The organism is Legionella sp. PATHC035 (assembly GCF_026191115.1).
Lineage (GTDB): Bacteria > Pseudomonadota > Gammaproteobacteria > Legionellales > Legionellaceae > Legionella.
The window spans coordinates 981,988-999,702 of record NZ_JAPHOT010000001.1 but is presented as its reverse complement, the minus strand read 5'-3'; the positions used below and the strand labels follow the sequence as shown (position 1 = coordinate 999,702).

Here is a 17,715-nt window from a genome sequence, read left to right as displayed (position 1 = left end):
GAAAACTGAGAAGCATGAAACATACTGTAGAGCAGCTTTTAAAACAGGCTTTAATGTCCTTACAAAAATCGGGTGAAATACCTGCTGATTTAGATATTGAGCTTAAGGTTGACCGTACAAAAGATTCTGCTCATGGTGATTTTGCCAGTAATTTGGCTTTAATTTTAGCAAAACCATGTCGCCAGGCACCTCGCAAAATAGCCGAGCTTTTAGTGCAGGCTTTACCTGCTGACTCTGCCGTAGAAAAAGTAGAAATTGCTGGGGCAGGGTTTATTAATTTTTTCATACGCAATAGCTCTCGTTCTCAAATTATTGGTGAAATATTGGAAAAAGGGGAGCATTTTGGACGAAGCACTATTGGTCAAAATCAAAAAGTATTGGTTGAATTTGTTTCTGCGAATCCAACAGGTCCCCTGCATGTAGGGCACGGACGGGGAGCAGCTTTTGGCGCTACTTTAGGAAATGTTTTAAAGGCAGCCGGTTATGATGTTACTTTAGAATACTATGTGAATGATGCTGGCCGGCAAATGAACATTCTTGCTGCCAGTGTGTGGTTGCGCTACCTGGAACTTGCTAGTGAACCTGTGGTTATTCCTGCCAATGCGTATAAAGGGGATTACGTTTCTGAAATTGCACAGGAATTTTTATCCGAGCACGGGAAGGAATATGTGCATCCATGGGCTACTGTCATTGAAGGTTTACCCCTTGATGAACCGCATGGTGGAGACAAAGAAGTTTATATCGATGCTTTGGTGGTCCGTGCAAAACAATTATTAGGTACCGATGTTTTTGCTCTGTTTCATCAACATGCATTAAATACGGTTCTTGATGACATCAAAGATGATCTCGCCGAATTTGGCGTGAACTATAATAGTTGGTTTTCCGAACAGTCTCTTTTTGAAGATGGTTCCATTCAAAAAGGGATTCAGGCGCTTAAGGACAGTGGTCATACTTTTGAAAAAGAAGGTGCTCTATGGTTTAGAGCAACTGATTTTGGCGATGAAAAAGATCGCGTACTGGTGCGTGCTAATGGTCACACTACTTATTTTGCCTCTGATGTAGCTTACCATTGGAATAAATACGATAGAGGTTATGATCGGGTAATTGATATTTTTGGTGCGGATCATCATGGGTATATCACTCGCTTACGTGCCGTGGTTAAAGCTTTAGGACATGATGAGAGTGCACTGGATGTATTGCTGGTGCAATTTGCTATTTTATATCGTGGCTCTGAGCGGGTACAAATGTCCACACGCAGTGGTTCTTTTGTCACGTTAAGAGAGTTGCGTCATGAGGTAGGCAATGACGCAGCGCGTTTCTTTTATGTGGCGCGTAAGTCAGAACAACATATGGACTTCGATTTGGATTTAGCTAAGTCAGAGTCCAGTGATAATCCGGTTTATTATATTCAGTATGCTCACGCAAGAATATGCTCTGTGTTACGACAATTGAAGGAACGAGGCTTATCTTGGGATAAGGCTCTGGGCCTAAAACATATCGATTTGTTAGAACAGTCACATGAAACTCATTTGATTTCTTTAATTGGCCGTTATCCTGAGATTGTCGAATTAGCAGCTGTACATTGTGAGCCACATCAAGTAGCTTATTATTTACGTGAAGTAGCCAATGGCTTGCATAGTTATTATAATGCTGTTCCACTTTTGTGTGAGCATGAGCAATTACGATGCGCCCGGCTTTGTTTGCTCGAGGCAGTGCGTCAGGTATTAAAGAATGGTTTGGACTTATTGGGCGTATCAGCTCCTGAGAGTATGTGATGACAAGAGAATATGGTAATAGGCGTTCTTCACGGTCGCGCGGTAATGGGCCTCACCAGCTTCTAGTGATTACTTTTACCTTTTTATTAGGTTATTTAACCGCTTCTTTTTTTGATTTTGAAATGCTAAGCAATTGGGTCAATACTCAGGTTTTGGCTCATCATGAAATGAAAAAAGAAGCATCCAAACCAGAAGCACAACGCGCAGCAATTCCCCCTAAACCAAAATTTGAGTTTTACACACTCCTCACTAATGAAAAAGTTCCTAGCTCACAACCCAATGCTAACCCTACAGCTTCGGCTCAGCCTACGACAACAAATGCCCCTGTCACTACCGTAACGGCGGCAGCGACAGTATCTACAGCAACCCCAAAAACTGCATCAGGTAGTATTTCCAACACAACACCCTCAGTAACGCCAGCAGAGAGACAGAATGCGGCAAAAGCACCACCGCAATCAAATGCTTCTTCAACTGAGAAAGGAAGGTTTTTAGTGCAAGTGGCTTCTTTTAAAGCACGTAAAGATGCAGAACAAATGAAAGGCTCTCTGATTCTTAAGGGTTTTGGCGCATACATCATCCCTGTAAGCCATCCTGTAAAAGGGAATTGGTTCCGTGTAGTGGTAGGACCCTATTCTAATCGAGCCCTTGCACAGCAAGCGCAGGTGAATTTGGCTAGAAATGAACGTCTAAACGGTATGGTTACTCGAGGCGGCTAAAAATCTTTAGCCTGGGTTGGGCGAAGCCTTAAACAGGTTCCGGGCGCATGATTTTTTATCTGAAACCCGGGTTACGGCTTCGCCTAACCCAGGCTAGACTTGAAGAATTCCCCAATATGTGTTCAACGCCGCACAATGACCTGAATGGTTCCTGCATTTTTGATTGCATGAGGTTTGCTGACTCCCACTGTAACTTGAGAAGCATTGAATTGTTTTTTGATTAACTCCGCAACTTCATTGGCAACTGTTTCAATGAGTTGAAAGGATTTTGATTCTACATAAAGAGTAACATTCTTACAAAGTGCTTCGTAGTCTACGGTCTTACTTAAATCTTCCTGACAGTCACTGAAATCGGTATCAATACTGATATCAATTAATAATTGTTGAAGAATACGTTGTTCCCATGCATAAACACCAATTTTGGTGCTTACATTAAGGGCTTTGATATTTAAGGTATCCAATGTGATTCCTGCTAATCCAAAAGTTTATTTACGGGTAATTTTAGCTAAATAATTAGTATGCTGTATAGAGCGACAAAACAGGATGTATTGTAGCCCGGATTAGCGAGCATAATCGGGAAAAACATGTCCCCCTGTCATCAGAATGACGATAAAAGATCCAGGATTACGCTATGCTAATCCCGGCTACAATGTACCCTGATGCATTTCGGGATAACCAATTAGCTATACCTGCAGTCCCTTAGTCTCTGAGTCCTTGTTTTGATCCGTATTCGGGTCTGCAAGTACGTGCGCTGCTTTATCGTATCCAAGTATGGGCAGGGAAAGTGTGAGCATGGATGATAAACCAAGAACCGTTTTCCCTAATAGAATTGGGGAAGCAACGCTACCTGCGATTACTCTCAAGGAGAAATGAACGTTTTCATTTACGGCAACCCGCCATAAATAAGAAGCCATTATGGGCACTAAAGTTATATCCAATAAACCAAAGGCTGGCAAGCCGGTATATTCATCATCAAATTGCTTGCCTGTAATCGTGTGATAAGCGCTTTCAAGACGCACAGCTAAACTGGATTTTGGGGAAAATAATAAGCCTAAATGGCGATATCGGTTTTCACTGATGAATTGTCCTATACTTTTGACACTAAAAGTTTCTATCTCTTTTTTACTTAAAACCTGTGTTTGAATCTGTCGTTCATCAGCACTCAGATAAATTCTAGGGATGGATTTTTCATCCTGTTCCATAAGAAGCTCTGGAAATTTATATTCAATCGCGCCGGCAATCAATCGTCCCATGATCTCAGAACCTTGTTCATTTGGCTCAATCTGCAAGGTATGCTTTCCGCCTAAAGGGTTTAATGAAGAAGTTGTATCAACAAAAACAATCTCTTTATCTTTAGTCGCTGCATAGTCTAGGATTTGCCGATAGAGTTCATTCATCGTTTCTTCAACTACAGTAAAAGGAGCGCGGCCTTTTCCTTCAGCACGTGCCAAATGCGAAAATCCAGTATAAATAAAATAAGGAGTTAATTGAGTAATCGAAGGATAATATTGAGACAAAAGAACAATACGGTTCATTTGTGGATTATTCTCAATTAATTCATCAATTATTTTTTTATAATCTTTTAATATGTTTGTTTTGACTTGTTCAAACGCTGAGTGAATGGTTGGTTTTGCATGCTCTGGAGTAATTCTTAGAAGGAGTTGAGGATAATTCATTTCCTGCATTAAGGTGTTTGCCAGGGCTTCTCGATAATTATTTCCTCCTACGCTTATCACCACAACATCGGGTTTCCATTCCGTCACTGCGTTCAGTTGGTGTACTTTAGAGCTGTTATGATCTTCATCTCTGGGCAGTACTTTATCCAATGCACAATAAGACAATAAATCATCGGTAGTTGCGCCATCAACGGCAAAATTTCCTATATCGTAAGAATCTGAGGTAAGAGAAAGTGCAACTGCAGTTTGATGGGTGACTGTACCTGATTTATCTGCATAAGATTTATTTTTATTCACCCAGTTTCCATTGTCTATTGTAGAATCGCCTATAAGAGCAACTCTTATGGGGAGTTTTTCAGAACTACCCACCACGTGTTTTAACCTGCCAGTGTTCTTGGGGTATCCTGCTCCAATCGATTGCGAAGAATTTTTAATTAATCCCATCATAGACTCTAACTGATAAATAGCTACCGATTATGTGTGCAAGTCTTATCCGAGTCAAATTCAGAAACAATTCTGGCTATATTTATGATAGCATTAAGGCCTTTTGATTCTGTTGGGATACTATGATGTATGATTTGGATCACTCTTTGTTCCTACGTGCTTTAAGACGACAACCTGTAGAGCGAACTCCAGTATGGATGATGCGTCAAGCAGGGCGTTATTTACCTGAATACCGCAAGACCAGAGAACAGGCTGGTGATTTTTTAAGTCTTTGTAAGAATCCTGAACTGGCTTGTGAGGTCACCTTACAGCCGTTGCGTCGTTACGCATTGGATGCAGCCATTTTATTTTCTGATATTTTGACTATTCCTGATGCGATGGGGCTCGGTTTATATTTCGTCGAAGGCGAAGGACCGTGTTTTCAACATCCAATACGAGATACCCAAGCAATCGCCAACTTACGAATCCCGGAGCCTGATTCTTTGGCTTACGTGATGAATGCGGTGCGTTTGATCCGCAAAGAAATGCCTAAAGAGCTTCCGCTAATCGGTTTTGCAGGCAGTCCATGGACTTTAGCATGTTATATGGTTGAAGGGAAAAGCACGAGAGAGTTTAAGCGCATTTTACCTTTGATCTACACTGAAAGTGAGGCTGCTCATATTTTACTGAGTAAATTGGCAGCATCAGTTGCAGATTATCTGATGGAGCAAATCAAAGCGGGAGTTAATTCAGTCATGCTTTTTGATACTTGGGGGGGGATTTTAACTCCAGAGAATTATCAAAATTTTTCTCTCCAGTATATGCAGAAAATTGTACACCAAATTAAAACCAACTTCCCTGAAATCCCGGTTATAGTATTTACTAAAGGGGGAGGGCAATGGTTAGAAAAAATGCTTGTTACCCGATGTGATGCACTAGGACTCGATTGGACGTGTGATCTAGGTGAAGCTCGACGCAGAGTTGGGGATCGCGTTGCGTTACAAGGGAATCTTGACCCTTCGGTATTATTAACCTCAAAGCAATGTATTCGAGAGCAAGTAAAAAAGGTTTTAGCATCTTTCGGAGCGGGCTCAGGACATGTGTTTAATCTAGGCCATGGGGTTACTCCTGACGTCCCTCCTGAACATGTTGCCGCTATGATCGAAGCAGTTCAGGAATTGAGTCCTTATTATCACCAAAATTAAGATCGTTTATAGCCTGCTTTTTGCGGTAATCAGGCTATAATAAATGAAACATGGGGTGGACTAATGGCGATGCGGTAGCTCTTTTTTGACCCGGATTTTTTGGGCCTTTGTCTAGGTTAGATCGAATGGATTATGTGATGATGGATTGCAATACTTGATACAATCCAATGAAGAAATTTCTCTCCCGCTTGTAGGAGAGGGCAGGATCGGATAGGGTTCTTTAGCCATCATCAAAACCCCCATCCGCCCCATGGAACACCTTCTCCCTAAGGGGGAAAGGGAAATTTCATTTAGGGCAATAAATTGTTGCTTATGAAGAGATGGATTCTTCAATAATATAATCAAAGAAATGGATGTCTTACATTATGGCTCACTCTCAAAAAATAGCTGATGAAATTCTTGTTGATTTAGCATTACAAGGCGGTGGCGCTCATGGTGCGTTTACCTGGGGCGTACTCGATCGTTTATTAGAGGAAAGGAAGCTCGGAATTGATGGTATTTCGGGTACATCTGCAGGAGCCATGAATGCGGTGGTTCTTGCTGACGGATATATCAAAGATGGTCCTCGAGGGGCACGCGATGCGCTCGAATTGTTCTGGAAGAATGTTTCTGATGCCGCGCGCTTTAGTCCCCTGCAACGCAGTCCTCTAGATATGATGCTAGGGCAATGGTCTTTGGATCATTCTCCTTTTTTTATTACCATGGATGTACTGTCTCGATTGTTTTCTCCATATGATCTCGACCCATTTGGGGTTAATCCACTCCACAATATTTTAGCAGAACTCATTGATTTCAAAAGGTTATCACAAAGCTCAATCAAATTATTTGTGACCGCAACCAACGTGAGTACCGGTAGAGGCAGAGTATTTCGCAACAACGAAATTACCCCTGATGTGCTTCTTGCCTCGGCATGTTTACCCACCATTTTCAAGGCTGTGGAGATCGATGGAGAGTATTACTGGGATGGAGGATATTCAGGAAATCCGACAATTACACCGCTTGTTCGAGAATGTCAATCACAAGATACGATTTTAGTACAAATTAATCCCGTAACACGACCAGGTTTTCCTCGGTCCGCCCGAGATATCCTAAACCGCCTGAATGAAGTGTCATTTAACACTGTATTACTTAAAGAGCTTCGCATGATTGCTTTGTTACGGCAATTGGCACACCCTGGTAATTCCGAAGGGGCTAAATGGGCGGGCATGCGAATACACCGAGTGAGCAGTGACCTGATGCTGGAACTCAGTTATTCGTCCAAGCTCAATGCCGAATGGGACTTTTTGCTCATGTTGCGAGATGAAGGACGTCGTGCTGCTGAAGCGTTTCTCACTGAGCATGGGAAAAAGCTTGGAAAAAGTTCATCACTTGACCTCGATGTGTTACTCGAGGGAGTTTAATTCATCGGAATTCCTGGGAATCAGTCGGTGAAGGTGGTTCTGTTGTAGTCGGCCGTATAGTGAATGATCAACTTATCCGAGAAAGAGCTACGACAGCTGATGAATTTGAGTAGAGGGCTCAATACCCCTCACCCTAACCCTCTCCTCAGAGGGGTAATGGGATAGAAAAAGAAAATTTACAAAGTCACTTTTTGCCAGAGGGGTGAGTCGATAAAAAAATAAAATTTACTATCATCCCCTCTCCCGATTTCGGTAGAGGGCTTGGGTGAGGGAGGTTAAATTAGCTTTTTCCTTCGCCTGACCCAGGCAGTACAAGAGTTATAGTAAGCAAGATCCTGGGTATTGCGCCTTTGTCACTTTATTTATTGCTGCAATCAGACTTGAACGAATAAGCCAACGCTCTGCCTGTTTCTAAGAAGCTCTTAAGACTGCTAAGAACAAGTGGCCAGCCGTAACTGATTTTGGGTAATATCTCGGACTGTTCTGGGAAGCCGCTGTGTGTGACGGTTAATTTCACCAGATTACCTTCGGGTTCAAGTTCAAAAATAACAGTGGATGCGGGTTCGTCAGGCATCGATTCCATTAACGGCTTCCAACTGTATGAAAGTACCCTTGGTTTATCTGCACGTAATACCTTATCTGAATGGATCAAACTGCCGTCGGGTGCATAAAACCTCATAGATGATCCTACAGTCCAATCACTTTCTATGCGAAAACCACCCCAGTATTCTTTAGTAAATTCGCCCTTCGTTAAGGCTTCCCAGAGTTTTTCAGCGGTAGTTTGAATATAAGTTGTATAAACGAATTGTGGTTTGCTCATGTTCATTTTCATTTCCTTTTTTTAGGTGACGATGATGACTTGTCGTGTTCTAAAATATTTTTCAAGTTATCTAAAGCGAGTAGTCGATTACGTTCGTACTTTGCGATCCAGCGCCCAAAGGTTTCTTGCAATGGTACTGGATTGAGATAGTGCAACTTTTCTCGGCCTTCCCAATGAACAACAACCAAGTTCGCATCTTCCAGAATATGAAGATGTTTCATAACTGCCTGCCGGCTCATGCTCAAATGTTCGCACAGCTCATTAAGGTTTTGGCCATTGCGAGCACATAATGCGTCAAGCAAGGTACGTCGACTTTTATCTGCCAGTGCTTTAAAAATAAGATCGTTGTCCATATTCATATTATATGTAACCAAATGGTTACATGTCAAGGAGATGGATGGTGGAAAGATTTTCGATGAGAATTAAAAATAATGCTAGAGAAAAATGATGGGCTTAAAACGAAGTGTGCCATGCATCAGGGATACATACGGAAGTCCCTTTAGCTTCGCTGTCCAACACATCCATCTGCCAAGAGTATTGTGCGCTGACATTATTTAATTATTGTGATCAATGTGTTATATTATTGCGCAATATGATCCTGCCATTAAACAGCTTATGCAAAGTAAATATCCAGCATTTTTTCCTAATAACAAGATGAAATCCTTTTCATGTGTGGCGTTTTCACATGTTGAAAAAACTTCTCCTGCAATCAAAACATTATATCGAGGTGATGAGCATCTTCCCGAAATAATTTTTCTCATGCCTACCCTAATTACCGGGGTTTTTTGTCAATGTTTCCCTGAAGTAATTGATATGGAGCAAATAAGACTGCATAAATTAACTAACTTATCTAATGATTTTCATATGGTGAGTATGTCAGAAGATGTTCGGATTGCATCAAAGTGGGGAAGGGAAAGCATTATTACTATCGACCCTACTTTATTCTCTGATTATATCGTTGATGTCCATGCAAGTTATCGTGAAAATAACCGCACTTTACCTGCTCGAATGGAACAAGAAAAAGAGCATATCGCCTTAGCTGTACCGTTTTGTAGCATAAAGAAAATAACGATTCAAAATAAAGAGTTTCTAAACCCTTTTTATCTCAACCTATCTGCTGATAATCAGGAAGCAATAATCGCGTTTGATTCACTTTATTGTCAATTAGTGTCACTGTTAAGAAAAAAATACACTCAGGAAGTAGATAAGAAAGAAGAGAAGCGTGCCTTACGCGCTTATACTGAAGCGTATTTAGTGTTTTATAATCAATTCAGTGGTAGTGAAAACCCTTTTAATAAAAGCCTATCGGAGCTCTGTACTCTTTATCCGGAATTTACAGCAAATTTTTTAAAATCAAATCCAGTTACATCACAAGCAGATTTGTTAAAGAATCTTATTCTAAGTGCGTCCGAGAACTTATTTGAAGAGCATCTTTATACGAAAACAATTGATGCTTCTTATATTTATAGAACTATGGTAAGCACTACTTGTGATGAAGATGAGTGGGCTAGACCAAATTATAATTAGCGACAAGAACGATGTCATGTGTAGGAACGAAAGGTTCTACGACTCATAGAGCGCTATTCGTTCCTAAATTGTCGACTCAATTGAATGGCCATTTCTATTGATTGTTCATAGTTTAACCGGGGATCAACAAGGCTATGATATGCCTTTTTTAGATCATCAGCGGCTAACCCGCGAGCGCCACCAATACACTCTGTGACGTTATCCCCTGTTAGCTCAAAATGAACGCCACCGAGATAACTGCCCATATTGCGATGAATTTCCAGAGCTTGTTTCAGCTCTAAAAGAATGTTGTCAAAGTGACGGGTTTTAATGCCATCCAATGTAGTCTCTGTATTGCCATGCATAGGATCACAAGACCAGGTAACTGGAACTCCTGTTTTCCTTACCGTTTCGATAAGAGGGGGCAGTAACCTATCTATGTGCTTTGCTCCTAGACGAGTGAATAACAAAAGACGTCCTTCTTCACGTTTGGGATTAGATCTTTGCAATACTTCTTCCAACCATTCTGGAGTTGCTCCTGGTCCAACCTTGATCCCAATAGGGTTCTCTACACCACGTAAAAATTCCAAATGGGCGCTATCGATCTGTGCTGTACGCATCCCAATCCAGGGCAGGTGTGTAGAGAGGTTATACCATAAACCATCTTCCATCTGACGTGTCAATGCTTGCTCATAGTGCAAATGCAGAGCCTCATGAGAAGTATAAAAGTCCACCTTGGATAAATTACTGGACTGTATTCCATCAATGGTATCCAAAAAATCTAAAGCATCAGCGATTGATTTAACCAGCGTTTGGTACTCTTCTTTTTGTTTGGAATGTTCCACAAAGCCTAAATTCCATTGTTGAGGATGATTGAGGCTGGCAAAACCACTGTCGAGTAGGCCGCGAATAAAGTTTAAAGTAATGGCCGAACAGCTGTAGGCTTGCAACAATAATTTGGGGTTAGGCTCACGTGCTTCTTGGGTGAATTCCGGGGAGTTCACGAGATCACCCCGATAGCTAGGTAAAGTAATACCCTCAATTGTTTCATAATCTGAAGACCGAGGCTTTGCATATTGGCCTGCGATTCGTCCCACACGAATGATAGGTTTTCGCAAGCCATGCAATAGAATCAAACTCATTTGTAAGATGATTTTTAATTTATTGCTGATGATTTCTGATCGACAATCATTAAATGATTCAGCACAGTCGCCACCTTGAAGAATAAACGCCTCTCCACGCCCGGCACGTGCAATTTCTTTTTTCAAATTGTTTACTTCACTGCTGGTAACAAGTGGGGGTAAAAGGCTCAGTTGCTCTACAATTTTATTTAACTGTTCTTCATCCGCGTAATTTGCAGCTTGTAAATAAGAATATTGGAGCCAAGAGTTAGGCGACCATTTTTGCATAAAAAACCCATGTAACTTTTTTGAGTCTAAGTATGGAATAAATGAACACATACTGCAAGCAAACGGCTTATTATTCTAATGATTATTCTCTAAGGTAGGTAGCTTGGACCCTGCTGCTGGAGTGCTCCTCATCTCTGATTGCCTTCGGGATGACCATAAAAAACAGGGTTATGGATTAGCCTTCACCAGGCTACAATAAAATAAAAATAATTAAGGGCTTGAAATCTTATTGGTTGCCCCCATCTGTGGTTTTTACGTTGCTAGGCTGTGGAGAGGAGTAATTTGCATGAGTAAACAAGACAAAAAAAATTGGCATCAATTTAAAGAACAACATCAAAATGAAGAACATCAATCGAAAGAATCGGAACACAGTGATCATGAGGATACTTTGGAATTAACCGAAGAAACAGCACATCCTGAACCTTCTTTGGACCATCCAAGCTATATCGAGTTGAGTGAAAAACTGACTCTTGCGGAACAACAGGCTCATGAAAATTGGGAAAAAGCAGTGCGTGCTCAAGCTGAGCTCGATAATGTACGTCGCCGTGCCGAGCGTGAAGTAGCTAATGCGCATCGCTATGGCGTTGAAAAGTTGATCTCGGATTTGTTACCTGTAATTGACAGTCTAGAGCAAGCGTTACAATTGGCTGTTAAAGCGGAAGACTCATCGATGAGGGAAGGTTTAGAATTAACTTTAAAGCTTTTTACGGATGTATTGAAAAAATTTGAGGTGCAACAAATCGATCCTGTAGGTATGCCTTTTGATCCACAGCTTCACGAAGCGATGTCGATGCAAGATGCCCCTGGTGCTGAACCCAATACAGTCCTCGCGGTATTCCAAAAAGGATATAAATTGAGCGATCGAGTGATTAGACCGGCGCGTGTTGTCGTAGCAAAAAAATAAAAATGTGAATTATATGGGTTGAAATCGACAGGTTATGCCCCATATAACATTCATCGCATTAGAAATTACTTTATTTGGAGCATGAATAGAATGGCTAAAATTATAGGAATCGACTTAGGTACCACCAACTCATGTGTTGCGGTAATGGAAGGTGATAAACCTAAGGTAATTGAAAACAGTGAAGGCCACCGCACCACGCCTTCCATCGTTGCTTATACTGATGATGGTGAGGTATTGGTTGGGCAATCTGCAAAACGCCAAGCTGTAACCAACCCTGATAACACTTTATTTGCAATTAAGCGATTGATCGGTCGTCGTTTTGAAGACGCTGTAGTGCAAAAAGATATCAAAATGGTACCTTACAAAATCATTAAAGCGGATAATGGTGATGCTTGGGTTCGTGTGAAAAGCCAAGACAAAGCGCCACCACAAATTTCAGCTGAAGTATTGCGTAAAATGAAAAAAACTGCAGAAGATTACCTCGGCGAAGAAGTGAAAGAAGCGGTAATTACCGTACCTGCTTATTTCAATGACTCCCAACGTCAGGCTACCAAAGATGCAGGACGGATTGCTGGTCTTGAAGTCAAACGTATTATTAACGAACCGACTGCCGCAGCTCTTGCCTACGGTATGGACAAAAAACGTGGTGATTCAATCATTGCTGTATATGACCTCGGTGGTGGTACTTTTGATATTTCAATTATTGAAATTGCAGAAGTTGATGGAGAACACCAATTTGAAGTACTCGCAACCAATGGTGATACCTTCTTGGGAGGTGAGGACTTTGACTTGGCTTTAATTGATTATCTGGCTTCTGAATTCAAAAAAGATACTGGCATTGATTTGCATAACGATCCATTGGCATTACAACGTCTGAAAGATGCAGCTGAAAAAGCGAAAATTGAACTGTCTTCAGCACAACAAACAGATGTGAACTTGCCTTACATTACGGCTGATGCTACAGGACCAAAACACTTAAACATCAAATTGACTCGCGCTAAGTTGGAGTCTTTGGTTGAGAAATTGGTTGAGCGTACTGTTGAGCCTTGTAAAATCGCATTGAAAGATGCTGGATTGAATGTATCCCAAATTAACGAAGTGATTTTGGTAGGCGGTCAAACCCGTATGCCTTTGGTACAAAAAACAGTAGAAGAATTTTTTGGTAAAGAACCACGCAAAGACGTTAACCCTGATGAAGCAGTTGCTGTGGGTGCTGCGATTCAAGCCGCAGTTTTATCTGGAGAAGTGAAAGATATTCTGCTACTTGACGTCACTCCTTTATCTTTAGGTATCGAAACTATGGGTGGGGTGATGACAAAGCTCATCGAGAAAAATACCACAATTCCTACTAAAGCCAATCAAGTATTTTCTACTGCTGATGATAATCAAACAGCAGTGACTGTACATGTATTGCAAGGTGAAAGAGAGCAAGCCTCAGCGAATAAATCTTTAGGTCGATTTGACTTAGGCGATATTCCTCCAGCGCCACGTGGTGTACCACAAATTGAAGTGACTTTTGATATTGATGCGAATGGTATTCTTAATGTTTCTGCTAAAGATAAAGCGACTGGCAAAGCACAATCGATTGTGATTAAAGCATCCAGTGGTTTGAGTGATGAAGAAGTAGAAGCCATGATTAAAGATGCTAAGTCTCATGCTGAAGAGGACAAGAAATTTAAGGAAATGGCAGAGCTACGCAATCAGGCTGATAGTTTGATTCACAGCTGTGAAAAATCCATGAAAGACTTGGCTGCTGAGCTCGCTGAAGATGAGAAACAAGGTATAGAAAAAGCCATTGCTGAGTTAAAAGAAGCAACCCAAGGCAGCGATAAAGCACAAATTGAAGACAAATTAAAAGTGTTAAGCGATGCCTCTGCAAAAATGGCTGAACGAGTTTATGCTAAAAAAGCATCTGAAGGTCAAGCAGGACAAGGTCAAGCGCAGCAAGAGCACGCATCAGCTCAAGAATCAACCAAAGCGGATGAAGGGGTTGTTGATGCTGAGTTCGAGGAAGTTAAAGACGATAAGAAATAATCAGTCATATGGTGACTTAATCGTCTAGGAATGTAGCCTGGGTGCGCATAATGTCACTGCCATTAAGTTAATGAATTTCCCTTCTCCCTGTGGGAGAAGGGATTCTTAGCTTGAGGCGGTGACATTGTGCGTATCACGCTACATTGTCCATTTTAATTTTTAATATGTGAGTAGTTATGGAACAGCGGGATTATTATGAACTTTTAGAGGTAAGTCGAACTGCAAGTGATGCCGAAATTAAAAAGGCATATCGTAGATTGGCAATGAAGTATCACCCAGATCGTAATCCTGACGATTCTGCTGCTGAAGAAAAGTTTAAAGAAATCCAATACGCTTACAGCATTCTTTCTGATCCACAAAAGCGTGCAGCCTATGATCAATACGGTCATGCGGGTGTTGATCCTTCCATGAGAGGTGGTCCTGGCGGTTTTGGCGGTTTTGGTGGTTTTGGCGATGTCTTTGAGGATATTTTTGAAAATATCTTTTCAGGTGGACGCAGTGGCGGACGGCAATCTCGTGGCCAACGCGGCGCTGATTTACAATTCAACGTCCAATTAACCCTTGAAGAGGCTGCGCTGGGTAAAGAAGTACAAATTACTGTTCCTCGACATGGTACTTGTGCTACGTGCAGTGGAAGTGGTGCTAAAAAAGGAACTCAGCCAAAGACCTGTGAAACCTGTAATGGTATGGGACAAGTCAGAATTCAGCAAGGCTTTTTCTCCATTCAGCAAACCTGTCCTAGCTGTCATGGTGAAGGAACTATTATTTCTGATCCTTGCTCCGATTGTCATGGTCAGGGGCGAATCCGTGAAAGCAAAAAACTGACAGTTAAAATTCCCGCCGGGGTAGATAATGGCGACCGCGTTCGTTTAAGCGGAGAGGGCGAAGCCGGTATGCATGGGGGAGGACCAGGCGATCTGTATGTACAAGTCAGCGTAAAAAAACACACTATATTCGACCGTCATGAAAATGATTTGCATTGCGAAGTACCCATAAGTTTCATTATCGCTGCCATGGGTGGCTCTATAGAAGTACCAACCCTTGAAGGACGCGTTACTTTAAAGATTCCTGAAGAAACACAAACCGGTAAAGTGTTTCGTTTAAGAGGAAAGGGGATGAAATCCGTACGCGGGCACGGTCAAGGCGATTTATTATGTAAGGTAGTTGTGGAAACCCCAGTGAATTTATCACGCGAGCAGAAAGATTTATTAACCAAATTTCAAGAATCACTGGAAAATGCTAAAGGAAAACACTCGCCACGCTCTAATTCTTGGTTCGCAGGTGTGAAAAAATTCTTTGAAGACATGAAATTTTGAAGCAAGTAAGTTACAATTGCACACATTTGTCTAAATGTGTATTTTTTGAGCTTTCTGGCTGCGGGATTTTTAATCGTTATTGATTGTGGTCCAGGTTGAAGCGAAACGAAATCGGAATCTTTTAGACCTCATGGCACATGCAATGAGGGATAACAGTAGTTGCGCTTCGATTACCTAAGCTACGGATTCGCCAAGGCCGCTCAAAAGACACTTTGAATAACTAACAGAGTAGAGCATGATGAACCAACCAGCAATTTTAGTGTTAGCCGATGGCACCATTTACGAAGGAATTTCGGTAGGAGCAACAGGCGATTCTGTCGGAGAGTTGGTTTTTAATACGTCTCTAACCGGTTATCAGGAGATGCTTACGGATCCTTCCTATGCACGCCAAATCATTACCTTGACTACAGCCCATGTAGGCAATACAGGATGTACTCATGAAGATATGGAATCTAATAAAATTTGGGCTGCGGGCTTGGTGATTCGTAATTCGTCTATAATCCATAGTAATTATCGTGCAGAATTATCTCTTCCTGATTGGCTCAAAAAAAATAATGTAGTTGCCATTGCAGGCATCGATACCCGCGATTTGACTCTTCGCTTACGAGAGCATGGTGCGGTCGGTGCATGCATTAGTACCGATGTAGCCAATCCCGAGCTGGTTTTGGCAAAAGCACGCTCCTTCGCTGGTTTACAGGGAGTTGATTTGGCTTTAGAAGTTTCTAGAAAAACCATAGAGCGCTGGCATGAGGGACAAGGCGAATGGGGTAAAGGCTCTCAGCCGCAACAATACCACGTGGTTGCTTATGATTTTGGAGTAAAGCACAATATTTTACGTATTTTGCATGACAAAGGGTGTCATTTAACTTTAGTACCAGCAAAAACCTCTGCTGCAGAAGTTTTAGCGATGAATCCTGACGGGGTATTTTTATCAAATGGCCCAGGAGATCCACAAGCTTGTGACTATGCCATTCGGGCAACCCAAGAATTTTTGGCTCGTAATATTCCTTTATTTGGCATTTGCTTGGGTTTTCAGATTTTGGCTTTAGCCTGTGGCGGAGTGACCAAAAAAATGAAGTTTGGCCATCACGGAGCAAATCATCCTGTCATTGAAACTGAAGGGCAAAAACGTGTTTTTATAACCAGCCAAAACCATGGATTTGCAGTAGATGAAGAGAGTTTGCCTGATTGCCTTGCCATTACGCATCGTTCGTTATTTGATAATACCCTGCAAGGTATCAAACATAAGGAAAAGCCAGCATTCGGCTTTCAAGGACATCCTGAGGCTAGCCCTGGACCCCATGATATAGAAATAATATTTAATGAATTTATACAGTTGATGAAATAGGATATATAAAAATTTAAAGAGGATTAACTAATGAATGACAGTCACGTCTTTACTTCAGAGTCGGTTTCTGAAGGGCATCCTGACAAAATCGCGGATCAGATTTCTGATGCAATTCTAGATGCCATTTTACAACAAGATCCCGCTGCGCGTGTCGCTTGTGAGGTGTTCGTTAAAACAGGAATGGTATTAGTTGGTGGAGAAATTACTACCAAAGCGTGGGTGGACGTTGAAGCAGTAACGCGGCAAGTAGTCAAAGACATAGGTTATAACAGCTCACAAATGGGATTTGATTGGGAATCTTGTGCCGTACTTTCTGCTATAGGGAAACAATCTCCTGATATTGCCCAGGGTGTTGATAATCAAGAAACACGAATTCTTGGCGCTGGGGATCAAGGTTTAATGTTTGGTTATGCCAGTCGTGAAACGGATGTCTACATGCCTGCTCCTATTGCTTACGCTCATCGTTTGATGGAAAAACAAGCTCATTTACGTAAATCAGGCGCATTACCCTGGTTACGGCCTGATGCGAAATGTCAATTAACTTTAAAATATGAAAAGGGAATTCCTGTTGAAGTGGATACGGTAGTATTTTCCACGCAACATGCGGCTGAAATTCGATACAGTGATTTAATCGAGGCGGTACGGGAGGAGATTATTAAAACAACGTTACCCGCCGAATGGTTAACTCATAAGACCCGCTATTTCATCAACCCAACAGGTCGTTTTGTTATAGGTGGTCCTTTGGGAGATTGTGGACTTACTGGCCGCAAAATCATTGTAGATACCTATGGCGGTATGGCGCGACATGGAGGCGGATGTTTTTCGGGTAAGGATCCTTCTAAAGTCGATCGATCTGCAGCTTATGCGGCACGACATGTGGCAAAAAACATCGTTGCAGCAGGATTGGCCGATAAGTGCGAGTTACAAATTTCTTATGCAATTGGTGTGGCTGAACCGACCTCTATTTTTGTTGAAACTTTTGGTACAGGCCGTTTAAAAGATAGTGAAATCATTGAATTAATACATACCCATTTTGATTTAACGCCACAAGGCATTATTGAACACCACGATTTACTTCGCCCAATCTACAAACAAACAGCAACTTACGGCCATTATGGACGTGAGAATTTTCCATGGGAACGATTGGATAAAGTGACGGAGTTACGTAAAGCCCTATAAAGGA

General features: G+C 41.7%; 15 protein-coding genes. 10 read left to right on the top strand and 5 right to left on the bottom strand.

Going from position 1 to position 17,715, the window contains the following annotated elements; all coding sequences use genetic code 11:
* Positions 1–14 precede the first annotated feature (14 nt).
* Positions 15–1,775 carry an arginine--tRNA ligase gene (gene argS / locus OQJ13_RS04475; protein ID WP_265709460.1) on the top strand — a complete coding sequence of 587 codons (1,761 nt, stop codon included), beginning with the start codon at positions 15–17 and terminating at the stop codon, positions 1,773–1,775.
* On the top strand, positions 1,775–2,491 hold the full coding sequence (locus OQJ13_RS04470; RefSeq protein WP_265709459.1) for an SPOR domain-containing protein: 717 nt from the start codon (positions 1,775–1,777) through the stop codon (positions 2,489–2,491). The genes argS and OQJ13_RS04470 overlap by 1 nt, the downstream gene beginning before the upstream one ends.
* 122 nt (positions 2,492–2,613) lie before the next feature.
* Here OQJ13_RS04470 and folB read toward each other — a convergent pair whose 3' ends face one another.
* Positions 2,614–2,952 carry a dihydroneopterin aldolase gene (folB, locus tag OQJ13_RS04465; RefSeq protein ID WP_265709458.1) on the bottom strand — a complete coding sequence of 113 codons (339 nt, stop codon included), beginning with the start codon at positions 2,950–2,952 and terminating at the stop codon, positions 2,614–2,616.
* Positions 2,953–3,174: 222 nt separating this feature from the next.
* Positions 3,175–4,611, bottom strand: a complete 1,437-nt coding sequence (locus OQJ13_RS04460; protein ID WP_265711887.1) for an SGNH/GDSL hydrolase family protein — start codon at positions 4,609–4,611, stop codon at positions 3,175–3,177.
* 125 nt (positions 4,612–4,736) lie between these two features.
* Here OQJ13_RS04460 and hemE point away from each other — a divergent pair, with 125 nt between their 5' ends.
* Together hemE and OQJ13_RS04450 are read left to right on the top strand one after the other, a co-directional pair.
* Entirely contained in the window at positions 4,737–5,795 is a 1,059-nt protein-coding gene (gene hemE, locus OQJ13_RS04455; protein ID WP_265711886.1) for a uroporphyrinogen decarboxylase, read from the top strand.
* A 365-nt stretch (positions 5,796–6,160) separates the two neighbouring features.
* Entirely contained in the window at positions 6,161–7,195 is a 1,035-nt protein-coding gene (locus OQJ13_RS04450; RefSeq protein ID WP_265709456.1) for a patatin-like phospholipase family protein, read from the top strand.
* Between the two features lie 358 nt (positions 7,196–7,553).
* Here the strand turns inward: OQJ13_RS04450 and OQJ13_RS04445 are convergent, their stop codons facing one another.
* Positions 7,554–8,021, bottom strand: coding sequence for an SRPBCC family protein (locus tag OQJ13_RS04445; RefSeq protein WP_265709455.1), 468 nt, complete (start codon positions 8,019–8,021; stop codon positions 7,554–7,556).
* A gap of 2 nt (positions 8,022–8,023) precedes the next feature.
* Complete coding sequence (locus OQJ13_RS04440) at positions 8,024–8,374, bottom strand: ArsR/SmtB family transcription factor (protein ID WP_028379867.1); 351 nt, start codon at positions 8,372–8,374, stop codon at positions 8,024–8,026.
* Positions 8,375–8,630: 256 nt separating this feature from the next.
* Here OQJ13_RS04440 and OQJ13_RS04435 point away from each other — a divergent pair, with 256 nt between their 5' ends.
* A complete protein-coding gene (locus OQJ13_RS04435) occupies positions 8,631–9,542 on the top strand; it encodes a hypothetical protein (protein WP_265711885.1) in 912 nt (303 codons plus the stop codon).
* A 53-nt stretch (positions 9,543–9,595) separates the two neighbouring features.
* On the opposite strand, the gene OQJ13_RS04430 is transcribed toward OQJ13_RS04435, so the two are convergent.
* On the bottom strand, positions 9,596–10,930 hold the full coding sequence (locus OQJ13_RS04430) for a 3-deoxy-7-phosphoheptulonate synthase class II (protein WP_265709453.1): 1,335 nt from the start codon (positions 10,928–10,930) through the stop codon (positions 9,596–9,598).
* 286 nt (positions 10,931–11,216) lie between these two features.
* Here OQJ13_RS04430 and grpE point away from each other — a divergent pair, with 286 nt between their 5' ends.
* The 5 genes from grpE to metK all read left to right on the top strand — a co-directional run bounded on the left by grpE (position 11,217) and on the right by metK (position 17,711).
* Positions 11,217–11,834 carry a nucleotide exchange factor GrpE gene (grpE, locus tag OQJ13_RS04425; RefSeq protein ID WP_265709452.1) on the top strand — a complete coding sequence of 206 codons (618 nt, stop codon included), beginning with the start codon at positions 11,217–11,219 and terminating at the stop codon, positions 11,832–11,834.
* A 90-nt stretch (positions 11,835–11,924) separates the two neighbouring features.
* The gene (dnaK, locus tag OQJ13_RS04420) at positions 11,925–13,868 is read left to right on the top strand and encodes a molecular chaperone DnaK (protein ID WP_265709451.1); all 1,944 of its coding nucleotides are present in this window, start codon (positions 11,925–11,927) and stop codon (positions 13,866–13,868) included.
* Positions 13,869–14,044: 176 nt separating this feature from the next.
* Positions 14,045–15,184: a molecular chaperone DnaJ gene (gene dnaJ / locus OQJ13_RS04415; protein WP_265709449.1), complete on the top strand. Its 1,140-nt coding sequence runs from the start codon at positions 14,045–14,047 to the stop codon at positions 15,182–15,184.
* 235 nt (positions 15,185–15,419) lie between these two features.
* Complete coding sequence (carA, locus tag OQJ13_RS04410) at positions 15,420–16,532, top strand: glutamine-hydrolyzing carbamoyl-phosphate synthase small subunit (RefSeq protein WP_265709447.1); 1,113 nt, start codon at positions 15,420–15,422, stop codon at positions 16,530–16,532.
* A 30-nt stretch (positions 16,533–16,562) separates the two neighbouring features.
* Positions 16,563–17,711 carry a methionine adenosyltransferase gene (gene metK / locus OQJ13_RS04405; protein ID WP_265709445.1) on the top strand — a complete coding sequence of 383 codons (1,149 nt, stop codon included), beginning with the start codon at positions 16,563–16,565 and terminating at the stop codon, positions 17,709–17,711.
* The last annotated feature ends 4 nt before the right edge of the window (positions 17,712–17,715 follow it).